Origin of the sequence: Staphylospora marina (assembly GCF_003856495.1) — a bacterium.
Classification (GTDB): Bacteria; Bacillota; Bacilli; order Thermoactinomycetales; family Thermoactinomycetaceae; genus Staphylospora; species Staphylospora marina.
In genome coordinates this window covers 290,001-312,044 of the sequence record NZ_CP034118.1, presented here as the reverse complement: position 1 = coordinate 312,044, position 22,044 = coordinate 290,001, and the positions used below count along the sequence as shown (strand labels likewise).

The following is a 22,044-nucleotide window of genomic DNA, read 5'->3' as shown; positions in this document are numbered from 1 at the left end:
CGCCGGTCCCGGTCCGACCCCGTCATCAAAAATATGATATCCGATGCCCGAAAAACAATCAAATGTCAGAAGTGTGGGGCAATGCCGAGCTTGAATCCGTGCCGTTTTCATCATGTCCCCGGCCGGAAACAGGAACGCCGAAGTGCGCTTTTTCTCCTCATCTCCGTCTTCTCCGCGAGGGGACCAGGACGGTTTTGTCCTTCACCCGGAAAATGCCCGCCTGCGTCAATCTCACTTGCGGCAAGTGGGTGGATGACAAAAACAGGAAGGTGTATATCGGATCATCAAACGCATGGCCGTGTTCCCGGAGACGCTCCACAAGCGGTTCCAGGCTCCGCACCAGCCCGTCCAACGGTTCGGGACTCATCATTCCCATGAGAGGCAACGGGAGGCGGAACACTTCCTCGTCATCCTGAATCCAGACGATGCCCCCCTCTTTCACCGCCCGGTTGGCCGCTTCCGCCATGGCCCGCGGGTCCCGGCCGATCACCAGAAGGTCGCCCGAACCGGTATACGTGCTGGCCAATCCGTCCACGTTCCTGCCGAGTCCCCTCAGATACCCTTGCGTGATCCATTCTCCCCCCCGGTCCGCCAAACACGCCATCAGCAAATCGTCCCCGGATGAAGAGACGGCCCTGGAAACGGGTTCCATGGTCAGGCGAGTGATGACCGGATTGATCAGATTCATCACGGGAAGATCCTCAACATCCCCTTCCGGCCAGGAAAAATCGTCCGGACGAAACCCGATCTTTTCCGGCTTCCCTTTGGCCGGTGAAAGCATCAGGACGGAGTCATCCAGTCGTTCCGTCATGGAGCCGCTCTCGGCAATGATTCGTCCGTCGGCGATGACATGGACGGGAGTCGGATCCGTCAAGTCCCGGAGAACGTTGATGTCCGCCACCCGTCCCGGCGCAATCGCTCCCAAATGATCGTCGAGGCGGAAATAAACGGCGGGATTGATGGTGACCAGCCGGTAAGCGGTCACCGGATCCAGCCCGCTTTCCATGGCGGTTTTGAGCAGGTAATCCGTGAACCCCTCTTTGAAATACAGCGGAGTCGGACCATCGGTGGTCATCATGATGCGGTGCCAGGGCACATGATCTTCGTTCAGCAATCCTTCCAGAAGCACCGGAAGATCCGGACGGATCGAGCTGTGGCGCAAAGTCACCCAGTATCCCAGCTCCAGTCTTCGCCACACTTCCTCCGCGGAAATGCTCTCATGGTCCGCGGTCACCCCGGCTGCGGCCAATCTGGACAACGTCCGGAACGAGGCGCCCGGAGCATGCCCTTCCACCCGAAGTCCCAGAGCCCTCGATTCCACGACCCATTCGTTCATGACGGGATCACCGGCGAGCAGCGGAAGCCAGTCCGTCAACTCCCCCGCCTGCAGCACCCGGGGATGACTCATCATTTCCCGGACCCGCCCGCTCTCATACAACCGTTCCCGTCCGTCCGTGAGCAGGGTCTGGGCATCCCATCTGGCCCACCAAAAATGTTTCACCGGAGAGTCAGCGAGCCGGTCGATCATGCTCCGCAACTCGTCCAGCTCCAGCACGTTGAAAAAGAACATGTTGTCGTGGATCAGCGTGGTGGTCCCGAGCGAAGCCGCTTTTTCCGCCAGGGATACCGGATTGTACAGCTGAAACGGGTGCGCGTGCGGCTCGATGTACCCGGGGACCAGGACCCTGTTTTCCACGTCCAGAACGGGGACGTCACCGTCCGTCATCAGCCCCCCTGCGGACAGGTCACCCACCCAGGCGATGCGCTTTCCGGCCAGAGCAACGTCCTTTCGCTCCAACCTCCCCGTGAACACGTTGAGAACCCGTCCGCCGCGAAGGATCAAAGACGGCCGTCTTCTTCCCATGGCGGTTTCCAGCAAGACGTGTTGGTCTTCGCGTGCAAGCATGCCTCTCATATCCAGATCCTCCCGCCTTTTTCGAAAGCATAATCCGTGATTCTTCTTCCCATACTATGGTCGGCTTCAATCATTCCGGAGGAACCGTCGACCGGGAGAGCAGAACGGCAGAACGCCCGGAATTTCGACATCCTCCCGAAAGGAGTACCCGAGATGTCGGTGAAAAAAAATGTCGGAACGGTGGATGCCTTGATCCGGATCTTCGTCGGCACGGCCGGCCTCATCTGGTGCGCAACCCGCACGGGCCGACGCTTTCCGTGGTTGCTCGCCGTTTTTTTCGGAATGAAAGTGGTGGAAGGAATCACCCGTTACTGTCCGATTCTCGATCTTCTGGGAATCAAAACCCAAAAGACGCGGATATGGGTCGTGAAATCTCCCGAACATTGGCTTTCAAGGGAGCGTTCCACCATGGAAAAGTCAAAGTCGAATTATCTCAAACACCCTTCAGAATGAATAAAAAACAAATGAAACTATTCTTCAAACATACAAAAAATCGACAAAAAGGGTTGGCAATAAAAATACAAAAACATCCGAACAAATCTCTTGCCTGGGCAGAGACTTTTTTGTATAATAATTTCCAAGATGAGGAGACAAAGCAGTAACGCATATTTTTCAGACTATTTCGTCTTTTGAAACCTGCTTCGACATTTCACCCTGACCACGGCACCCGAGGCGACACCCCACGCCGATCGTTTGCAGGAAACAATCGCAATCGTCGACATTTTCAGGGGTTTGCGAGGAGGCGAATGGATGACGAATCCCGTCCCGGACCGTGCCAACCGGCCACCCGGGACCGCAAAATCCGTTCAAACGTTGTGTCCGTCCGACGTTGAAGGATCTCGTCGAACACACGAAAAAGCCCCCGTTTTCAAGGAATTACATCTTTCAGTTTAACACACAAATTCCTTCATCGCGAACGCGAAAAAAGATCACATACAATTTTCGTCATTTTTTCTCAAGAAAAGCAGGACATTGTGTAAGTTCGTGTCGAAAAAAAGTACAAACCTTTGGGTGTTTTGGATGTGGAAAATCGGGTATGACATGGGTACAATGAAGGGGAAGGCGAACAGACGATCGGGATCCCAAACCACTCAAGGAGTGTGATCTGGTATGTCTCTCAGCGACATGGAAAAAGAAACCGTGATCCAGTTCGATGAGTCGACCAACATGGCAACCGTGTACACCGCAAGCTGGACCGTGGCCCGCTCGCTGAAAAAAGCAGGATATCAACCGATCAAGAAGACTCAGGGGGGCTGGTGGTTCAAGGTTCCGGTCAACGGCATCAGCATTCAGGGGGAAAAAGAGACCACGAAAATCGGATAAAAAAGGCTCCCGCCTCCATTTCAGGGGGAGCCCCGAACATACCTCCGGCTGGACCGGATTCCACACAGGCAACGAGCCCCGAGAACGGCTCGTTTTTTTATGTTTCCAATGCGCGGAAGGCGATGTCGGACCGGTAATGGGCGCCGGCAAACCGGATGGAGCGGACCGTTTCGTACGCTTTGTCTCTGGCTTCCCTCAGCCCGGACCCCAGCGCGGTCACGCCGAGCACCCGCCCTCCGGCGGTGACCAATTGTCCGTTCTCACGGGCCGTTCCGGCGTGAAACACGATCACGTCCGGTCGTTCGGCCGCCGGCAGGCCTTCGATGACCCGGCCTTTTTCAACGGGGCCGGGATATCCTCCTGCGGCCATGACCACACACACGGCCGCTTCCGACTTCCATTTCACATCGTCCGGACGGAGACGACCGGTCGACACATCGAGCAAAATGCGTGCCAAATCCCCGTCCAGTCTGGGCAGGACCACCTGGGTTTCCGGATCTCCGAACCGAGCGTTGAATTCGATCACTTTGGGACCGTCGGCGGTCCACATCAGCCCGGCGTAAAGCACGCCGCGATACAATATGCCTTCGCTCTCGAAGACGTGCTGCATGGGACGAAGGATTTCTTCTTCGGCCCGTCTGATCACGTCTTCGGGAATCTGCGGGACGGGAGAGTATGTTCCCATGCCGCCGGTGTTGGGCCCCCGGTCCCCGTCGAACACCGGCTTGTGGTCCTGGGCGGGCACCATCGGAACCACGCGGTGTCCGTCGAAAAAGGCCATCAGTGAAAGTTCCTGGCCCTCGAGACATTCCTCGATGACCACTTCCGCGCCCGCTTCGCCGAACACCTTTCGCACCATGGCATCTTCCACCGCGCGCTCGGCTTCTTCCATCGTGCGCGCCACGACGACCCCCTTGCCGGCAGCCAGTCCGTCCGCCTTGACGACGATCGGCACTCCCTGCTCCCGAAGATACGCCTTGGCCTCATCCGCATCTGAAAACACGCGGAATTTTGCCGTGGGAATGCCGTATTTTTGCATCAATTCCTTGGCGAACCGCTTGCTTCCTTCGATTTTCGCCCCCTCCGCCGTGGGACCGAAAATATGAAGTCCATGTTCTTGGAACCGGTTGACGATTCCGCGCATCAAAGGATCTTCCGGTCCGACCACCGTCAGGTCCACGTTCCGTTCCAGCGCAAATTCCAGAAGAGCTTCCACGTCATGGGCCTGAATCGGCACGCACTCGGCCAGCTCCGCAATGCCTCCGTTCCCCGGAGCACACCAGATTTTCTCCACGTCCGGACTTTGCGCCAGTTTCCAGACGATGGCGTGTTCACGCCCGCCACCGCCGACCACCAGTACCCGCACGTTTGTCCCTCCCGCTCCGGCTTCGATCCGGTGGCGAGTCAGGAGAGAAGCAGACTGATCCCGAACAGCCCGACGGTCACCAGCAGACAGATGAACGACCAGTCTTCCCGGTAAAACCAGCGTCGCCGGTTCCGGAATGCCTTTTCCGTGGTCAGCACTCCCCCGACAACCAGGGCGATCAGGAAAAACACCCCTCCCGCCGCACGCATCTGAACTTTCCACATCCCCGGATCAAAGCTCTCGGAAATCATGTATGCAATCAACCCCGTGACACACATGGCCACGATCATCCAAATTGCCGTCCATCTCAAGATCCGCACGTTCAAACTCCTCCCAGAGCATTTTCCCTAGTATACGCCCCGGAGGAGTTTCGGGATACGCCACGCTCAGTGTCTGAAATGACGGATGCCGGTAAACACCATCGCGATGCCGTGCCGGTTGGCTTCCCTGACGGACTCTTCGTCGCGAATCGATCCGCCGGGCTGAATGATGGCGGTGATTCCGGCTTCCGCCGCCCGCTGCACCGTGTCGCTCATCGGGAAAAACGCATCGGAGGCCATGACCGCCCCTTTCGCGGCGTCTCCCGCTTGCCGGATGGCGATCTCCGCGGCTCCGACCCGGTTCATCTGACCGGCGCCCACTCCGATCGTGCGGAAGTCCCGGGCGAGCACGATGGCGTTGGACTTGACGTGTTTCACCACTTTCCAGGCAAACAGGAGTTGCTCCCATTCTTCGTCCGTCGGCGTCCGCTCGGTGACCGTCCGGCAATCTTCCCGGAGCACGCGTGCACCGTCCGACTCCTGCATCAGCATGCCTCCGCTGACGGACTTGAACTCCCAGCTGCCGCCCTGAGCGGGATCCCCGATTTCCAACAGGCGGAGATTCTTTTTGGTCTGAAGGATCTCCAACGCTTCGGGACTGAAAGACGGAGCCAACACGATTTCCAGAAAGATTTCGCGAAGCAATGCGGCCGTTTCCGCGTCAATCGGCCGGTTGGCGGCCACGATGCCGCCGAAGATGGACACGGGGTCCGCTTCGTGTGCCCGACGGAAAGCGTCCGCCACCGTTTCTCCGACGGCCACCCCGCAAGGATTGGTGTGCTTGATCACCGCCACCGCGGGTTCCGTAAATTCCCGGACCAGTTCCAGCGCCGCCGAAGCATCATTGATGTTGTTGAAGGAAAGTTCCTTTCCGTGCAGCTGACGCGCACCGGCGAGCGTGCCCGGTGCCGGAAGAGGAACGCGATAAAACGCCGCCCGTTGATGCGGATTTTCGCCGTACCGGAGCGACTGTTGAAGCTCCAAGGGAACGGCGAGCTCTTTGGGGAATTGGATGCCGGACAGTTCACGCAGATACCCCGAAATCATGGCGTCATAATGGGCGGTATGACTGAACGCTTTGGCCGCCAGCATGCGTCTCGTTTCCTCCGAAACCGTCCCGTGTTTCCTCAATTCATCAAGGACCGGACCGTAGTCGGCCGGATCGGTGACGACGGCGACGTACCGGTGGTTCTTGGCCGCCGCGCGAATCATCGCCGGCCCGCCGATGTCGATGTTTTCGATGGCCTCTTCCACGCTGACGCCCGGTTTGGCGATGGTTTGCTTGAACGGATACAGATTGACCACGACCAGATCGATCGGCCGGATTCCGTTTTCCACCATTTGCCGTACATGGTGGTCGTTGTCGCGAACGGCCAGAAGACCACCGTGAATGGCGGGATGCAACGTTTTCACCCGTCCGTCCAGGATTTCCGGAAATCCGGTGACGTCACTGACCCCGGTCACGGGGATGCCGGCCGCTTCCAACATCTTTTTGGTGCCGCCGGTGGACAAAATCTCCACCCCGAGACGGGCGAGTTCCCGGGCCAGATCTTCCAGTCCGGTTTTGTCCGAAACACTGAGGAGCGCGCGCAACTTCAACATCGTTTCCTCCTTTGACCGCAAATGGTCCGTCACTGGCAGAAAAACAAAGGATTCCTCCGCAGCGGCAGACATCCGCACCGCGGAAACGCCGGCAAGAGCACCGATCACAAATCGGCGGGCTGATCCGGCAAGGGGATTTCCCCGGTGATCAATCTGCGCACCGTCCGGGGAAGCAACTCATGTTCCGCGCGGTGGATCTTTTCCGCGAAGCGTTCGAGCGTATCCGCGGGCTCGATCCGGACGGGCAACTGATCGATGATCGGACCGGTGTCCAAGCCTTCGTCGACGAAATGAACCGTCACGCCGGAGATTTTCACCGGATGATGAAAGGCCTGTTCAATGGCTTGCTTTCCCTTGAACGCCGGAAGAAGGGACGGATGCAGATTGATGATTCTCCAGGGATACGCCTTCAAAAGGGTGGGACCGACGAGCCGCATGTATCCGGCCAGCACCACCCAGCGAATTCCCCGTTCCGTCAGGAGAGCCAGCACATCCCGTTCATAGGCCGCCTTGTCCGGATACGATTTGGGTTCGAAGACCCTTGCGGGCACTCCCAGCCGGTCCGCACGCTCCAACACGCCGGCTCCGGGCTTGTCGCAAACCAACAGGGTCACCTGCTCCGGCCAGTTTTCCTCGCGGGAGCGATGCACCAACTCCTCGAAGTTGCTGCCGCTGCCGGATGCAAACACGGCGATGCTCATCGGGCGGCCCCTCCCCGGAACGAGAGCGCCTTGTCACCGGAAACCACTTCCCCGAGGATGACGGCCCGCTCACCGAGCCGTTCGGCCTCCCGGCGGACCTGATCGGCTTCTTCTCCCGGGACCACCAGCACCATTCCGATTCCCATGTTGAATGTCCGGAACATGTCGGCCTCCGAAATCCCGCCCGTTTCGGCGATCCAGCGGAAAATGGACGGAACTTCCCATGCGTTTTTGTCGATGACCGCCGCACATCCGTCAGGCAGGATGCGGGGCAGGTTCTCCGGCAACCCGCCGCCGGTGATGTGGGCGGCTCCCCTGACATCGAAACCGTTCATCAGGTGAAGCAGCGATTTGACGTAAATCTTTGTGGGTGTCAAAAGCGCTTCCCCCAATGTTTGATCCGTTCCGGGAACCTTGGCGTCAAGCGGCAGGCCGGCGTCGTGAAGCAGCACCTTTCTGGCCAGGGAGTACCCGTTGGAGTGAAGTCCGCTGGAAGCCAGACCCACCAGCACGTCTCCCGGGCGAATCGTTTCTCCCGTGATCAACCGGTCCGACTCCGCGACCCCCACGCAGAATCCGGCGACGTCGTACTCCCCGGGTGCGTACATGCCCGGCATTTCCGCCGTCTCTCCCCCGATCAACGCGCAACCCGCCTGCACGCAACCTTCGGCCACGCCCTTGACGATCTCTTCCGCCTGCCGGGGAGACAATTTCCCGACGGCCAAATAATCGAGGAAAAACAGCGGTTCGGCTCCCTGGACCACCACATCGTTCACGCACATGGCCACGCAGTCGATGCCGATCGTGTCGTGTTTGTCCAGCAGGAACGCCACTTTCAGCTTGGTTCCCACGCCGTCGGTGGAGGAGACCAGCACGGGGTCTTTCCGGGCGCCGAGCCGGAACAGACCTCCGAAACCGCCGATGCCTCCCATCACTTCCGGGCGCAGGGTTCTTCGGACATGCTTGCGGATCCGCTCCACCGTTTCGTTGCCCGCATCGATGTCCACACCGGCCGCTTTGTATGCGTCACTCATCGGCTTGTCCTCCCCGCTTTTTCTTGTTCAATGGCCGTGGGATATTCCCCGGTGAAACAGGCCAGGCAATTCCACCGCGCCTCTCCGGCGGAAGGGCGGCCGATCGCCTCCAGCATGCCTTCCGTACTGATGAACGCCAGCGAATCCGCCCCGATCTCTTTGCGGATTTCTTCGACGGTTTTGCTGGATGCCACCAGCTCTTCCCGGTCCGGAGTGTCGATGCCATAGAAACAGGGGTTTTTCACCGGCGGAGAGGTGATGCGGACATGCACCTCGGTGGCGCCCGCCTCCCGGAGCAGATTGACGATCCGCCGGCTGGTGGTGCCCCGGACGATCGAATCGTCCACCATGACCACCCGTTTGCCGGAGACGACTCCGCTGACGGCGCTCAGCTTCATTTTGACGCCCTGCTCCCGCAGTTCCTGACTGGGTTGGATGAACGTGCGGCCCACGTAGCGGTTTTTGATCAGCCCCAGTTCGTAGGGAATGCCGGTCTCTTCGGCGAAACCGATCGCCGCCGAAATGCTGGAGTCGGGCACCCCCGTCACCACGTCGGCTTCCACGGCCGCTTCCCGGGCCAGAATCTTGCCCATCCGCTTCCGGGCGGCATGCACGTTGATGCCGGCGATGTTGGAATCCGGCCGCGCAAAGTACACGAACTCAAAGGAACACGTTCTGCGCTCCCGTTTCTCGGCAAAGCGGGATGTTCTCATGCCGTTCTTGTCGAAGATGATCATTTCACCGGGAACCACTTCGCGGACGAATTGGGCCCCGATCACATCAAAGGCGCAGGTTTCGGAAGAGAAAACCCATCCGCCCCCCATCTTGGCCATGGCAAACGGCCGGAGTCCGTGCGGATCTTCGGCGATGATCACTTCATCGTTGGTCATGATGAGCAGCGCGTATGCCCCGACGACCCGCTGCAAGGCTTCCTTGACCGCTTCCTCCAACGTTTCGGCCCGGGACCGGGCGATGAGATGAGCGAACACCTCCGTGTCCGTCGTGGTCTGGAAGATGGACCCCTGCTCCTCCAGCTCCCGGCGGAGACGGGAAGCATTGACCAGATTGCCGTTGGTGGCGATGGCCAGTTCTCCGCGGGCGTAATTGAACACCAGCGGCTGGGCGTTGGCCAGCCCCGTTCCTCCGGCCGTGGAGTAACGCACATGGCCGATGGCGGTGTGTCCTTTGAGCTTCTGCAGGTTTTCGCTGTTGAACACTTCCGTCACCAGACCGAGCCCGCGCTGCACGAAAAACCTCTCTCCGTTGGTGGCAACGATTCCCGCGCTTTCCTGTCCCCGATGCTGAAGGGCGTGCAGGCCGTAATAGGTGAGCAGGGCGGCGTCGGGGTGACCGATCACCCCGAACACTCCGCACTCCTCGTTCAGCTTGTCGAAGTCGAAGATGCTTTCATCGCGCATGGGATCGCCTCCTCCCACAGGCGGGTCAGTTCATCGACGGAGCGATGGATCACCGGTTCTCCGTTCACCCGGATCCGCAGGGATTTTTCCTTGGTGACATGACCGATCCGGAACACGGGAACCCCGTGCTTTCCGGCGATTTTCTCCAGCTCTTCCGCCCGCTCGGGTGCCGCGGTCAACAGGATTCGCGACTGGCTTTCGCTGAAGAGATGGATCAAGGGGGTGAGATCGGTTTCCAGCGACACGTCGGCTCCCCATCCTCCGCCGATGCACGATTCGGCCAGGGCCACGGCCAATCCGCCGTCGGCCAGATCGTGAGCGGAGCGGACCAGACCGGAACGGATGGCCTCCAGAACGGCCCGTTGCACCGCTTTTTCCTTCTCCAGATCGCAGACCGGCGGCCGGCCGCACACCTTGCCCGTGAATGCATGCTGAAGCTTGCTGCCGCCCAACTCGGCGAACGTCTCCCCGAACAGAAGAATGACGTCACCGGGCTGTTTGAACTCCTGGGTGGTGATGTGCTCCAGTTTTTCCACCAGTCCGACCATGCCCACGATCGGGGTGGGATGGATGGCCTCCCCTTTGGTCTCGTTGTACAGGCTGACGTTTCCGCCGACGACCGGTGTTTCCAGCGTCCGGCAGGCATCGGCCATTCCGGTGATCGCTTCGGACAGTTGCCAGTACACTTCCGGTTTCTCCGGATTTCCGAAGTTCAGGCAGTCGGTCACGCCCAGCGGTTCGGCACCGGAGCAGACCACGTTGCGGGCCGCTTCGGCGACGGCGATGCGGCCGCCCGTTTGGGGATCGAGATACACATATCTTCCGTTTCCGTCGGTCGACATGGCCAGTGCCTTCTCCGTCCCCCTGACCACCACGACGGCGGCGTCGGATCCCGGTCTGACGGCCGTGCCGGTCCGGACCATGTGGTCGTATTGCTCCCACACGTACCGCTTGCTGCCCAGATCGGGAGACGAAATCAGCTTGAGGAGAGCTTCGTCCGGGGAAACATGTCCCAAGCCTTCCTCCGGGCACACGCGGGCGTACTCTTCATGATAGGCCGGCACCTTGGGTTCGCGCACGTAACAGGGCGCGTCATCCACCAGCGTGTTGACCGGGATGTCGGCCACCAGATCTCCCCGGTGGAAAATGCGGTAGCGGTTGCCTTCGGTCACCCGTCCGATGACGGCCGATTGCAGGCCCCATTTGTCACAGATGTCGATCACTTCCTGCTCCCGTCCGGCTTCCACCACGACCAACATGCGCTCCTGCGATTCGGACAGCATGATTTCGTAGGGGGTCATGCCGGCCTCGCGTTGAGGCACCTTGTCCAGATCCAGGTCCATGCCGTGGCCGCCTTTGGCCGACATTTCCGCGCTGGAGCAGGTCAGACCGGCCGCTCCCATGTCCTGAATCCCGATCAGGATCCCCTTCTCCACCATTTCCAGGCACGCTTCCAGCAGCAATTTTTCCATGAAGGGGTCCCCGACCTGAACCGCCGGCCGTTTCTCTTCCGATTCTTCGGACAGCTCCTCCGAAGCAAACGTGGCCCCGTGAATCCCGTCCCGTCCGGTGCTGGCTCCCACGTAGATCACCGGATTTCCGGGCCCTTTGGCGATGCCCTTCTGCAGATCTTCATGATTCAAAATGCCCACGCACATGGCGTTGACCAGCGGATTCCCCTCGTAGCAGGCGTCGAACATCACTTCGCCGCCCACCGTGGGGATGCCGATGCAGTTTCCGTAGTGGGCGATGCCCGCCACCACCCGCTCGAACAAATAGCGAACCCGGGGGGAATCCAACTGACCAAACCGGAGGGAATTGAGCAGGGCGATCGGCCGGGCTCCCATCGAAAAGACGTCCCGGATGATGCCGCCCACCCCGGTGGCCGCCCCCTGGAACGGTTCAATGGCCGACGGATGGTTGTGACTCTCGATTTTGAACACGACCGCCTGGCCGTCGCCGATGTCGATCACGCCCGCCCCTTCGCCCGGTCCCTGAAGGACGCGAGGGCCGGTGGTGGGGAAGCGGCGCAGCAGCGGCTTGGAATTTTTGTAGCTGCAGTGTTCCGACCACATCACGCTGTAGATGCCGATCTCCGTCCAGTTGGGAAGGCGGCCGAGAATTTGTTCAACCCGTGCGAATTCCTCGTCGTTCATGCCGATTTCCCGGTAGAGCTTGCGCTCCTTGATCATCTCCGGCGTGGGATCTCCCGCCACGTTTTTCACGCTCACCTGTTCAGGCCGCACCGTTCATCCTCTCCTTCCACCAGCGAAGCATGGAGGTAAACACCCGCCGTCCGTCGGTTGAACCCATCCACTCCAGTACGGCACGCTCCGGGTGAGGCATGAGCCCGAGAACGTTGCCGGCTTCATTGCAGATCCCCGCAACGGCACCCACGGAACCGTTGGGGTTTTCCCCGGCGTACGTGAACACGATCCGGTTCCCGTCCTTCAGTTCTTTCAGCGTCCGTTCATCGCAATAGTAGTTGCCTTCCCCGTGCGCGATGGGAATGCGGATCTCTTCTCCCTCTTCATAATCGAGCGTGAACGGGGTTTGGTTGTTCTCCACGCGCAAGGTTTGGAAGTTGCAAATGAATTTCAGATTGGCGTTGGGCAGCATGGCTCCGGGAAGAAGCCCCGACTCCAACAAAATCTGAAATCCGTTGCAAATCCCGATGACCAACTTGCCTTCCGCGGCAGCTTTTTTCACGCCTTCCATCACGGGCGAAAACTGGGCGATGGCTCCCGTACGGAGGTAATCCCCGTAGGAGAAACCGCCCGGCAGGATGATCGCGTCAAACTCGGACAAATCCTCTTCCCGGTGCCACACCGCGGTCGCTTGCTCCCCCAGCACGTCCCGGACGGCCCGGAGGCAATCGATGTCGCAGTTGGAACCCGGAAACACGGGAACGGCGAATTTCATTCCTGCACCTCCTCCAGTTCGACCGTGAAGTTTTCGATCACCGGATTGGCCAGCAATTTTTCGGCCATCTCCCGCACCTGTTGCTCCGCTTCGGACCGGTCGCTTCCTTCCAGCCACAACTCGATGCGTTTGCCGATGCGTGCGTCCCGCACCCGGGTGTAACCGAGTGCGTGCAGAGAGTCTTTCACCGTCTTTCCTTGCGGATCCAGTACACTTTCTTTCAGCGTGACATACACGGTTGCTTTAAACATCCCGATCCCCTCCCAAGCGATTCCAGATTTCCCGGTAACTTTCCACCACATCGCCCAGATCCCGCCGGAACCGGTCCTTGTCCAGGCGATCTCCCGTGGAGACGTCCCAGAACCGGCACGTATCCGGCGAAATTTCATCGGCCAAGACCAGATTGCCCTGAGCGTCGATCCCGAATTCCAGCTTGAAATCGACCAGCCGGATCCCTTTGTCTTTCATCACTGCGGTGAGCCGCTCATTGATTTTCAGCGCCATCTCCCGAATCGTTCGGAGCATCTCCGGCTCCGCCAATTTCAGAATGAAGATGTGATCTTCGTTCAGCAGCGGATCTCCGAGCTCGTCGTTTTTGTAATAAAACTCCACCACCGGACTCTCCAGCGGGGTTCCCTCGGAGAGCCCCAGCCGTTTCGACAGGGAGCCGGCCACCACGTTTCGCACCACCACTTCCAGCGGAATGATGGTCACTTTTTTCACCAGTTGCTCCAGCGGAGAAATCATCCGCACAAAATGATTGGGAATGCCCTGTTCGGACAAATCCCGGAAAAACCAGGCGCTGATCCGGTTGTTGAGCTCTCCTTTTCCGGCAAGCGTGGCTTTCTTTTCACCGTTGAACGCGGTCGCCGAATCTTTGTACTTCACCCGGACCAATTCGGGATCATCGGTCAGGAAAATCTGTTTCGCCTTGCCCTCGTACAGCAGATCACCCGGTTTCATCTCGTCCACTCCTTTTGCATCGGGAAAGGCGGGTCAAGCCCGCCGACATCCGGGAAATGTAGGTGATGCCGGGAGCCGGAATCCGGTCTGGAAGTCCGGCGGAAGGAAAAGAAGCGGTTGCTTCCGGGCGCATCCGGCAAGTGCCGGAGGACCGGACCGGGACACGGGCGCCCGGTCCCCGTCCCTCCGACATGCCGATGACTCACGCAAGCCCGGACACTTTCCGGATCACTCCAGCCCCAGGCGCCGGAAAATCGTGTCGACGTGTTTCAGATGATGACGGTAATCGAAGCAATCATCGATTTCTTCACGGGTCAGCGTGGCGGTGATCACTTCGTCCGCTTCGACCAGCGGTTTGAACGGGCGCTGCTCTTCCCAAGCTTGCATGGCCAACCGCTGCACGCGGTCATACGCCTCTTCCCGCTTGAGTCCCTTGTCGATCAGGCTGAGCAGCACGCGCTGGGAATAGATCAGCCCGAAGGTGCGCTCCATGTTGCGCTTCATGTTTTCCGGGAACACCGTCAAGCCGCGGATGATGCCGGTGAAGCGATTCAAGAGATAGTTGAGCAAAATGGTGCCGTCCGCCAAAATCACCCGTTCCACTGAGGAATGGGAAATGTCCCTCTCATGCCACAGCGAAACGTTTTCATACGCTGACACCATGTAACCGCGCATCAGCCGGGCCAAGCCGCTGATGTTTTCGCAGCCGACCGGATTGCGTTTGTGAGGCATGGCCGAGGAGCCTTTTTGCCCTTTGCCGAACGGCTCTTCCACTTCCCGGGTCTCGCTTTTTTGAAGCCCCCGGATCTCCGTCGCGAATTTTTCCAACGAGGTGGCGATCAGGGCGAGCGTTCCCATGTATTCGGCATGCCGGTCGCGTTGCAGCGTTTGCGTGGAAATCGGTGCCGGCTTGAGACCCAGCTTTTCGCACACATATTGCTCCACGAACGGGTCGATGTTGGCATACGTGCCGACCGCCCCGGAGATTTTGCCGTAGCGGACCGCTTCGGCGGCCCGGACGAACCGTTCACGGTTTCTCTTCATTTCTTCCAGCCACAGCGCCATCTTCAGTCCGAACGTGGTCGGCTCGGCATGGACGCCGTGCGTCCGCCCCATCATCACCGTATATTTGTGTTCCTGCGCCTTTTCGCGAATCGCCTCGATCAGCGCATCCAGATCCCGGAGCAGGATCTCGTTGGCCTGTTTCAGCAGATACGAAAGAGCGGTGTCCACCACGTCGGTGGAAGTGAGGCCGTAGTGCACCCATTTGGACTCGGGCCCCAGCGTTTCGGCCACGGCCCGCGTGAACGCCACCACATCGTGGCGGGTATCCCGTTCGATCTCGTGAATCCGGTCGATGTGAATGCGGGCGTTTTTCCGGATCAACGCCACGTCTTCCGCGGGAATCACCCCGAGCTCTACCCAGGCTTCACAGGCCAGAATCTCCACTTCCAGCCAGGCCCTGAACTTGTTTTCTTCCGTCCAGATGGCCCCCATTTCGGGCCGGGTATAACGTTCGATCATGATTCATCTCCCCGTTTCTGTCAAAGTGGACAATGCCTTTTCATACATAACCCGTTTTTCGGCCTCTGTCAAAACCGGCCAGATTCCGGCATCATCCACCCAGGCCAGCGCTTCTTCGACCGAGTCGGCCAATACCGTCACATGTCCCATTTTGCGCCCCGCTTTGGCTTCCCGCTTTCCGTACCAGTGCGGCTTGACACGGCCCGGGAGATTCGCGAACCCCCGGAAGAACGCCTCCGCATGATCTCCCAACACATTCACCATCACGGCCGCACCGTTCAGCCGTGGGGACCCCAGCGGAAGTCCGGTCACCGCGCGCAGGAATTGCTCGAATTGGGAAGTTTCGCAGGCGTCAAAGGTGTAATGCCCGGAATTGTGCGGACGGGGAGCCAGTTCGTTCACCAGGAGGCTTCCGTCGGCGAGGCAGAACATCTCCACGGCGAGCAGTCCGATCACATTCAACTTCTTCGCCGCCTCTTCGGAGAGCCGTACCGCTTCCCGCAGAACGTGTTCGGGCAACGGAGCGGGCACGGCGGACATGTGCAAGATGCCGTTTCTGTGCAGATTGACGGCCGGCGGAAAGGCCGCCGTCTCTCCGCGGATGCCGCGGGCCACCACCACGGACAACTCTTTGACAAACGGCACGAAGCCTTCGAGGACGAACTCCCGCCCTTCCGCGAACAAATCGTCCGGAAGCCGGTCCAAATCTTCCCGGGATGCCAAACGCCACTGCCCTTTTCCGTCATATCCGCCGGTGGCGGTTTTCAGGATGGCCGGCAGTCCGATGTCGTTCACCGCCTGATTCAAACCGGCCCGATCCGTCACCCTCCGGTACGGAGCGACCGGAATTCCCGCGGCCACCAGCGCATCCTTTTCCCTGATGCGATGCCGGGTCGTCTCCAGCAACACACTGCCCTGAGGAACCGGGCATTGTCTTTCCAACCGGCGAACCACGTCGGGGGAAATGTTCTCGAACTCGTAAACGATCAAGTCCGCCTTCTCCGCCAGGAGATCTCCCGCAATCGGGTCATCATATGCTCCGGTGATATGCTCGTCCGCCACCTGCGCTCCGGGGCAATCTTCGGCGGGATCCAGCGTCACGAACCGGTAGCCGAACTTGCGACCCTCGAGAATCACCATCCGGCCGAGCTGTCCGCCCCCCAATACCCCGATGACGGATCCGGGAGGCCATGCTCCGGAAGAAGCGTTCATCCGATCCATGTTCATTTCAGCTCACTTTCTTCCCGTACCCGGCGGCGGATCGCTTCTCTCCGGACTTTGAGCCGCTCCCGAATCTCCGGATCAAACGCCCCGAGCATTTCCGCCGCCAGCAAGCCGGCGTTGACGGCTCCCGCATCACCGATGGCCACGGTGGCCACCGGAACTCCCCCCGGCATCTGCACGATGGACAGGAGTGAATCCAGGCCGTTCAACGTGGATGTCTTGATCGGTACCCCGATCACCGGCAACACCGTTTTGGCAGCCACCATTCCGGGCAAGTGGGCCGCTCCCCCAGCACCGGCGATGATGACGCGAATTCCGCGGTTTTCCGCTTCTTCCGCGTACCGGAACATCTCATCCGGAGTGCGGTGAGCCGACACCACCTTGGCCTCGTGAGGAATTCCCAGTTCTTCGAGAACCTCGCAGGCTTTTTTCATCGTCGGCCAATCCGACGTACTGCCCATGATCACGCCCACAACGGGATGTTTCACTTCACGGCGCCCCCTTCATTTGCCTGTAGCTTGTGTCAGGAAACCGGTTTTCATGAAGCTCCGAATCAAAAGCAAAACCCGGACCAAGGATTCCATTCCGAAGGCATGAGAAATCCATGGCACGGGCATACCTGATCCCGAACCGGGCACAGCGGATTTCTCATAGCCGGGAAATTTACGGTTTCCTGGTAGAGACGCCCAAGCCATATTCCTGGGCATATATGAGAAATTCGGATATTCATCTTTACTCTCTCAGTGTAACAAGGACGTCTCCCCAACGTCAACAGAAAAGACGAACGTTTACTCACCGATCCAAAATGATCGTTCATAAATGCAGGATCCCGAAAAATACCGGCGCCACATGCACATCCGCTTGATCCGTTGTCTCAAGGAGCAAATGCCTCATTCCCCGGAATGAAAAAAACCGCCTCATCGGAGGCGGTCCGTGAGACGGCGTTCCGGACGGAACGGGATGGTCATGCGGAAAAGACGCCGCGGCAAGGACGGGGAGCCGATCGCCAACACAAGCCCCACATTCCGAAAAACGTCTCACCGGATTGCCTCTTCCGCACTATGTACGTCGATCCGTCCGGGTTGCGACGTTCCGTCCCCCGGTTCGGACGATGATTCTTTGTTTTGTCACACGGTTTTGACGGCCTGTTCACGGCAGGGGCATGCAGACATTTTTGCGGCCGGGAACCACCAATTCGTGCAGGCCGTATTCTTCAAATCGACTCACCAACGCATCAAATCCGTTTCTCAGTTTGTCATTCAGTTCTTCTTTGTACAGAGGAATGACACTGAAGAAGTGGATGGTTTTCTCCTGATTCACTCTCAGGCGAAAAAGCGAAGCAGCATTTTTCATCATCACGGGGAACCACACAAACATGGCGCACAAATCCGTTCCTTCGGCAAATGGCCGTGGCGGTTCCCCGTCACTCACCGTATGTCCGGGTACAAGAAACGTGTTGAATTCATGCGGGAGTCGAGCCAACCGTCGAAGCCAGCGGATCGGCCAGTTGTATCGTTCATCCCTCAAGTGCCGGCCCCCCAGCTTCCAATCGGGAGGCAAACACAACATCAACTCCGCATACCGAAACTCCTTCAGCCTGTCCGGCACATTCATGGGAAGATCACTCATTCCGCTGGTCACCAGCGTATAAAACGGCCGGTCAGCGGCAGGCTCGACGACATGGACATCCACATGGACGAAACGGGATTCCTTTTCATGATACACCGAGGTGATGGGACCGATTTGCTCTTGGATATGTCCCGAAATCAACTGACTTGTACCCGGGCGACCGATCGCAAGCTTTTCCGCTTTCTTCTCTTCATGGACAACAATGGGCGCTCCTGAAAGCGAAAACAGGCGGGTCATGGTCCCTTCCCTCCACAATTTGAAAAAAACCGTTTTTCTTACTAGTTCGAAAACCGGTTCTTGTTTCTGTCAACAACGCTTCCGATTTTCGCAAAAAATGTTCCATGCCATTCGACCTCGATCTCTGATTCCATCAACATCAGTTTGCCCGAATCATCCGTTCGGCAGACTCCCTCTCCCCTCCCATCCGGGATTTCACCCATTTCGTCCCACTCAAAACGTTGTTGCATCCCAAAACGTTGCAACCAAATTGTCAATTTTATGTTCCACCAGAAAGAATCACTGCAATCAACTCAAGAAAACGTGTGCCGGGAGATGACCGTCCTTCAGCCCCGGAGCGATCATCCGGCGGGATGCCACACACCGTGTGGAGTGTCGTGCAAGTGCGGGATGGAGGAGAAGATGTGAGGCGAAGGCCTCTGATGCAATGGGACATGCAATGACTCAAGTTCCACTCGAGCAATCGGATCATCAAAGCATTCCAACTTGGAGATCCGGGTGCGCACGAAAGACAAACCCGGGATCCGTCTATCTGCAAACCCATTGAACCGGTTCACTTTTTTGTGATGCACCCCTTTGCGATGCCCCCCTGGCAGACCGGCATGTCAAACCCGAAGGAGTCCGGCAAACAGGTGACAGGGGGGGGATGGATCTGCTCCAGTGGCAGCCAAGTCCCAAGGGTGAAAGCAGAAGGTCCGCAAAAAAAAAGAGCTTCCGAAAAAAAGAGGAGCCTCCGAAGCGAAAGGCCGGCTTTTCACGGAAGATGCCGGTTTCTTCGGAAAGCTCCCCTGGACATGAAAAAACCTGCCTGGCAACGACCTGCTCTCCCAAGGGCCATCCCTCAGTACCATCGGCGCTGGAGGGCTTAACTTCCGTGTTCGGGATGGGAACGGGTGGAACCCCTCCGCTATGGTCACCAGACAGGTTTGATCAGGTTTTGTTGTCCTCCCTTCGGGAGGCCACACACCCTGAAAATGAGTATGGAGTGTAAAGCAAGCGTGATGTGGAAGAGAAGAAGTGAGGTGAAGCCCTCGACCGATTCGTATCCGTCAGCTGAACGCATTGCTGCGCTTACACCTCGGACCGATCTACCTCGTCATCTGCAAGGGGTCTTACTTCCACGAGGGAATGGGAAATCTCATCTTGAGGGGGGCTTCGCGCTTAGATGCTTTCAGCGCTTATCCCGTCCGCACATGGCTACCCAGCGGTGCTCCTGGCGGAACAACTGGTACACCAGAGGTGCGTCCATCCCGGTCCTCTCGTACTAGGGACAGCTCCTCTCAAATTTCCTGCGCCCGCGACAGATAGGGACCGAACTGTCTCACGACGTTCTGAACCCAGCTCACGTACCGCTTTAATGGGCGAACAGCCCAACCCTTGGGACCGACTACAGCCCCAGGATGCGATGAGCCGACATCGAGGTGCCAAACCTCCCCGTCGATGTGGACTCTTGGGGGAGATCAGCCTGTTATCCCCGGGGTAGCTTTTATCCGTTGAGCGATGGCCCTTCCACACGGAACCACCGGATCACTAAGTCCGACTTTCGTCCCTGCTCGACTTGTGGGTCTCGCAGTCAAGCTCCCTTCTGCCTTTGCACTCTGACGCGCGATTTCCGACCGCGCTGAGGGAACCTTTGAACGCCTCCGTTACCTTTTGGGAGGCGACCGCCCCAGTCAAACTGCCCGCCTGACACGGTCCTCCTGCCGGATGACGGCAGCGAGTTAGAACCCCGGCACAGCCAGAGTGGTATCCCACCGGCGACTCCACCGAAGCTGGCGCTCCGGCTTCTCAGTCTCCCACCTATCCTGTACAAGCTGTACCCGAATTCAATATCAGGTTGCAGTAAAGCTCCACGGGGTCTTTCCGTCTAGTCGCGGGTAGCCTGCATCTTCACAGGCAGTACGATTTCACCGGGTCTCTCGCCGAGACAGCGCCCAGATCGTTACGCCTTTCGTGCGGGTCGGAACTTACCCGACAAGGAATTTCGCTACCTTAGGACCGTTATAGTTACGGCCGCCGTTTACTGGGGCTTCGGTTCAGAGCTTCGCCGAAGCTAACCCTTCCCCTTAACCTTCCAGCACCGGGCAGGCGTCAGCCCCTATACATCGCCTTGCGGCTTCGCAGAGACCTGTGTTTTTGCTAAACAGTCGCCTGGGCCTTTTCACTGCGGCCCCCTCGGGCTGTGAACCCTACCGGGGCACCCCTTCTCCCGAAGTTACGGGGTCAATTTGCCGAGTTCCTTAGCGAGAGTTTTCCCGAGCGCCTTAGGATTCTCTCCTCGCCTACCTGTGTCGGTTTGCGGTACGGGCACCTGCATCCTCCTAGAGGCTTTTCTTGGCAGTGTGGAATCAAGGACTTCGGTACTTGAAGTTTCCCTCGTCATCACGGCTCCGCCTGAATGGAGAACGGATTTGCCTGCTCTCCGGCCTAACCGCTTGAACGCGCACTTCCGATCGCGCGATCCCCTATCCTCCTGCGTCCCCCCATCGTACAAACGGCTGCAGGTGGTACAGGAATATCAACCTGTTGTCCATCGTCTACGCCTTTCGGCCTCGACTTAGGTCCCGACTGACCCTGGGCGGACGAACCTTCCCCAGGAACCCTTAGGCTTTCGGCGGAGGGGATTCTCACCCCTCTTTTCGTTACTCACACCGGCATTCTCACTTCCAGGCGCTCCACCGATCCTTCCGGACCGGCTTCGCCGCTGCCTGGAACGCTCCCCTACCATCGTGCCGAAGGCACGATCCGCGGCTTCGGTGGACCGTTTAGCCCCGTTACATTTTCGGCGCAGAGTCACTTGACCAGTGAGCTATTACGCACTCTTTGAATGGTGGCTGCTTCTAAGCCAACATCCTGGTTGTCTCGGCAACTCCACATCCTTTACCACTGAACGGTCACTTGGGGACCTTAGCCGGCGGTCTGGGCTGTTTCCCTTTTGACCACGGATCTTGGCACTCGCGGTCTGACTCCCGAAGACCAAAGTCTGCGGCATTCGGAGTTTGACTGAGTTCGGTAACCCGGGGAGGGCCCCTAGCCCAATCAGTGCTCTACCTCCGCGACTCCTCTTCGAGGCTAGCCCTAAAGCTATTTCGGGGAGAACCAGCTATCTCCGGGTTCGATTGGCATTTCACCCCTACCCACACCTCATCCTATGGTTTTTCAACACCAACAGGTTCGGACCTCCATTCCGTGTTACCGGAACTTCATCCTGGACATGGGTAGATCACCCGGTTTCGGGTCGACAGCCACGTACTCAAGCGCCCTGTTCAGACTCGCTTTCGCTGCGGCTCCGGCTTCTCACCTTAACCTCGCACGTGACCGTCACTCGCCGGTTCATTCTACAAAAGGCACGCCGTCACTCCTCAAGGGAGCTCCGACTGATTGTAGGCACACGGTTTCAGGTTCTCTTTCACTCCCCTCCCGGGGTGCTTTTCACCTTTCCCTCACGGTACTGGTTCGCTATCGGTCGCCAGGGAGTATTTAGCCTTGGGAGGTGGTCCTCCCTGCTTCCCACGGGGTTCCACGTGTCCCGCGGTACTCAGGATCGCCTCGGAAGGGTTTCGGATTTCGGCTACAGGGCTGTTACCTGCTGTGGCCGGCCTTTCCAGGACCAGTTCGCCTATCCCAAACCTTTGTGACTTCCATGTGAGACGTCCTACAACCCCGTTTGCCGAAGGCAAACGGTTTGGGCTGTTCCCGTTTCGCTCGCCGCTACTCAGGGAATCGCGGTTGCTTTCTCTTCCTCAGGGTACTAAGATGTTTCAGTTCCCCTGGTATGCCCCCAGCCACCCTATGGATTCAGGTGGTGGTACCGGCTCTTCCAGCCGGTGGGTTGCCCCATTCGGAGATCCCCGGATCAAAGCCTG

The 22,044-nt window shown here is 58.7% G+C and carries 17 protein-coding genes, 2 rRNA genes and 1 riboswitch (1 of these 20 cut by a window edge); of the genes, 2 read left to right on the top strand and 17 right to left on the bottom strand.

Annotation, left to right across the window (positions count from 1 at the left end):
• Positions 1–157: 157 nt before the first annotated feature.
• Positions 158–1,915 (bottom strand): adenine deaminase C-terminal domain-containing protein, encoded by a 1,758-nt coding sequence (locus EG886_RS01710; protein WP_124726514.1) that lies wholly within the window; start codon positions 1,913–1,915, stop codon positions 158–160.
• Between the two features lie 153 nt (positions 1,916–2,068).
• On the opposite strand from EG886_RS01710, the gene EG886_RS01705 reads away from it, so the two are divergent.
• Together EG886_RS01705 and EG886_RS01700 are read left to right on the top strand one after the other, a co-directional pair.
• The gene (locus EG886_RS01705) at positions 2,069–2,368 is read left to right on the top strand and encodes a YgaP family membrane protein (protein ID WP_124726513.1); all 300 of its coding nucleotides are present in this window, start codon (positions 2,069–2,071) and stop codon (positions 2,366–2,368) included.
• A 657-nt stretch (positions 2,369–3,025) separates the two neighbouring features.
• Positions 3,026–3,238, top strand: a complete 213-nt coding sequence (locus EG886_RS01700; protein ID WP_124726512.1) for a hypothetical protein — start codon at positions 3,026–3,028, stop codon at positions 3,236–3,238.
• Positions 3,239–3,335: 97 nt separating this feature from the next.
• On the opposite strand, the gene purD is transcribed toward EG886_RS01700, so the two are convergent.
• The 16 genes from purD to EG886_RS01620 form a co-directional block, all read right to left on the bottom strand.
• Positions 3,336–4,604: a phosphoribosylamine--glycine ligase gene (purD, locus tag EG886_RS01695; protein WP_124726511.1), complete on the bottom strand. Its 1,269-nt coding sequence runs from the start codon at positions 4,602–4,604 to the stop codon at positions 3,336–3,338.
• 38 nt (positions 4,605–4,642) lie between these two features.
• Entirely contained in the window at positions 4,643–4,924 is a 282-nt protein-coding gene (locus EG886_RS01690; protein ID WP_124726510.1) for a hypothetical protein, read from the bottom strand.
• 66 nt (positions 4,925–4,990) lie between these two features.
• Positions 4,991–6,526 carry a bifunctional phosphoribosylaminoimidazolecarboxamide formyltransferase/IMP cyclohydrolase gene (gene purH / locus EG886_RS01685; RefSeq protein ID WP_124726509.1) on the bottom strand — a complete coding sequence of 512 codons (1,536 nt, stop codon included), beginning with the start codon at positions 6,524–6,526 and terminating at the stop codon, positions 4,991–4,993.
• A gap of 104 nt (positions 6,527–6,630) precedes the next feature.
• Positions 6,631–7,227: a phosphoribosylglycinamide formyltransferase gene (gene purN, locus EG886_RS01680; protein WP_124726508.1), complete on the bottom strand. Its 597-nt coding sequence runs from the start codon at positions 7,225–7,227 to the stop codon at positions 6,631–6,633.
• Positions 7,224–8,261: a phosphoribosylformylglycinamidine cyclo-ligase gene (purM, locus tag EG886_RS01675; RefSeq protein ID WP_124726507.1), complete on the bottom strand. Its 1,038-nt coding sequence runs from the start codon at positions 8,259–8,261 to the stop codon at positions 7,224–7,226. The genes purN and purM overlap by 4 nt, the downstream gene beginning before the upstream one ends.
• The gene (gene purF, locus EG886_RS01670; RefSeq protein ID WP_124726506.1) at positions 8,258–9,679 is read right to left on the bottom strand and encodes an amidophosphoribosyltransferase; all 1,422 of its coding nucleotides are present in this window, start codon (positions 9,677–9,679) and stop codon (positions 8,258–8,260) included. Before purF ends, purM begins: the two co-directional genes overlap by 4 nt.
• Positions 9,643–11,871 (bottom strand): phosphoribosylformylglycinamidine synthase subunit PurL, encoded by a 2,229-nt coding sequence (gene purL / locus EG886_RS01665; protein ID WP_124728614.1) that lies wholly within the window; start codon positions 11,869–11,871, stop codon positions 9,643–9,645. Before purL ends, purF begins: the two co-directional genes overlap by 37 nt.
• 43 nt (positions 11,872–11,914) lie before the next feature.
• Entirely contained in the window at positions 11,915–12,601 is a 687-nt protein-coding gene (purQ, locus tag EG886_RS01660) for a phosphoribosylformylglycinamidine synthase subunit PurQ (RefSeq protein WP_124726505.1), read from the bottom strand.
• Positions 12,598–12,852 (bottom strand): phosphoribosylformylglycinamidine synthase subunit PurS, encoded by a 255-nt coding sequence (purS, locus tag EG886_RS01655; RefSeq protein WP_124726504.1) that lies wholly within the window; start codon positions 12,850–12,852, stop codon positions 12,598–12,600. Before purS ends, purQ begins: the two co-directional genes overlap by 4 nt.
• Positions 12,845–13,564, bottom strand: a complete 720-nt coding sequence (gene purC, locus EG886_RS01650) for a phosphoribosylaminoimidazolesuccinocarboxamide synthase (RefSeq protein WP_124726503.1) — start codon at positions 13,562–13,564, stop codon at positions 12,845–12,847. Before purC ends, purS begins: the two co-directional genes overlap by 8 nt.
• Before the next feature lie 228 nt (positions 13,565–13,792).
• A complete protein-coding gene (gene purB / locus EG886_RS01645) occupies positions 13,793–15,088 on the bottom strand; it encodes an adenylosuccinate lyase (RefSeq protein ID WP_124726502.1) in 1,296 nt (431 codons plus the stop codon).
• A 3-nt stretch (positions 15,089–15,091) separates the two neighbouring features.
• Positions 15,092–16,315, bottom strand: a complete 1,224-nt coding sequence (gene purK / locus EG886_RS01640; RefSeq protein WP_124726501.1) for a 5-(carboxyamino)imidazole ribonucleotide synthase — start codon at positions 16,313–16,315, stop codon at positions 15,092–15,094.
• Complete coding sequence (gene purE / locus EG886_RS01635; RefSeq protein ID WP_124728613.1) at positions 16,312–16,773, bottom strand: 5-(carboxyamino)imidazole ribonucleotide mutase; 462 nt, start codon at positions 16,771–16,773, stop codon at positions 16,312–16,314. Before purE ends, purK begins: the two co-directional genes overlap by 4 nt.
• A gap of 170 nt (positions 16,774–16,943) precedes the next feature.
• Positions 16,944–17,045, bottom strand: a riboswitch (purine riboswitch).
• Between the two features lie 416 nt (positions 17,046–17,461).
• Positions 17,462–18,178, bottom strand: a complete 717-nt coding sequence (locus tag EG886_RS01630) for a suppressor of fused domain protein (RefSeq protein WP_124726500.1) — start codon at positions 18,176–18,178, stop codon at positions 17,462–17,464.
• 806 nt (positions 18,179–18,984) lie between these two features.
• Positions 18,985–19,099, bottom strand: a 5S ribosomal RNA gene (gene rrf, locus EG886_RS01625).
• Between the two features lie 98 nt (positions 19,100–19,197).
• A 23S ribosomal RNA gene (locus tag EG886_RS01620) occupies positions 19,198–22,044 on the bottom strand (it continues 92 nt past the right edge of the window).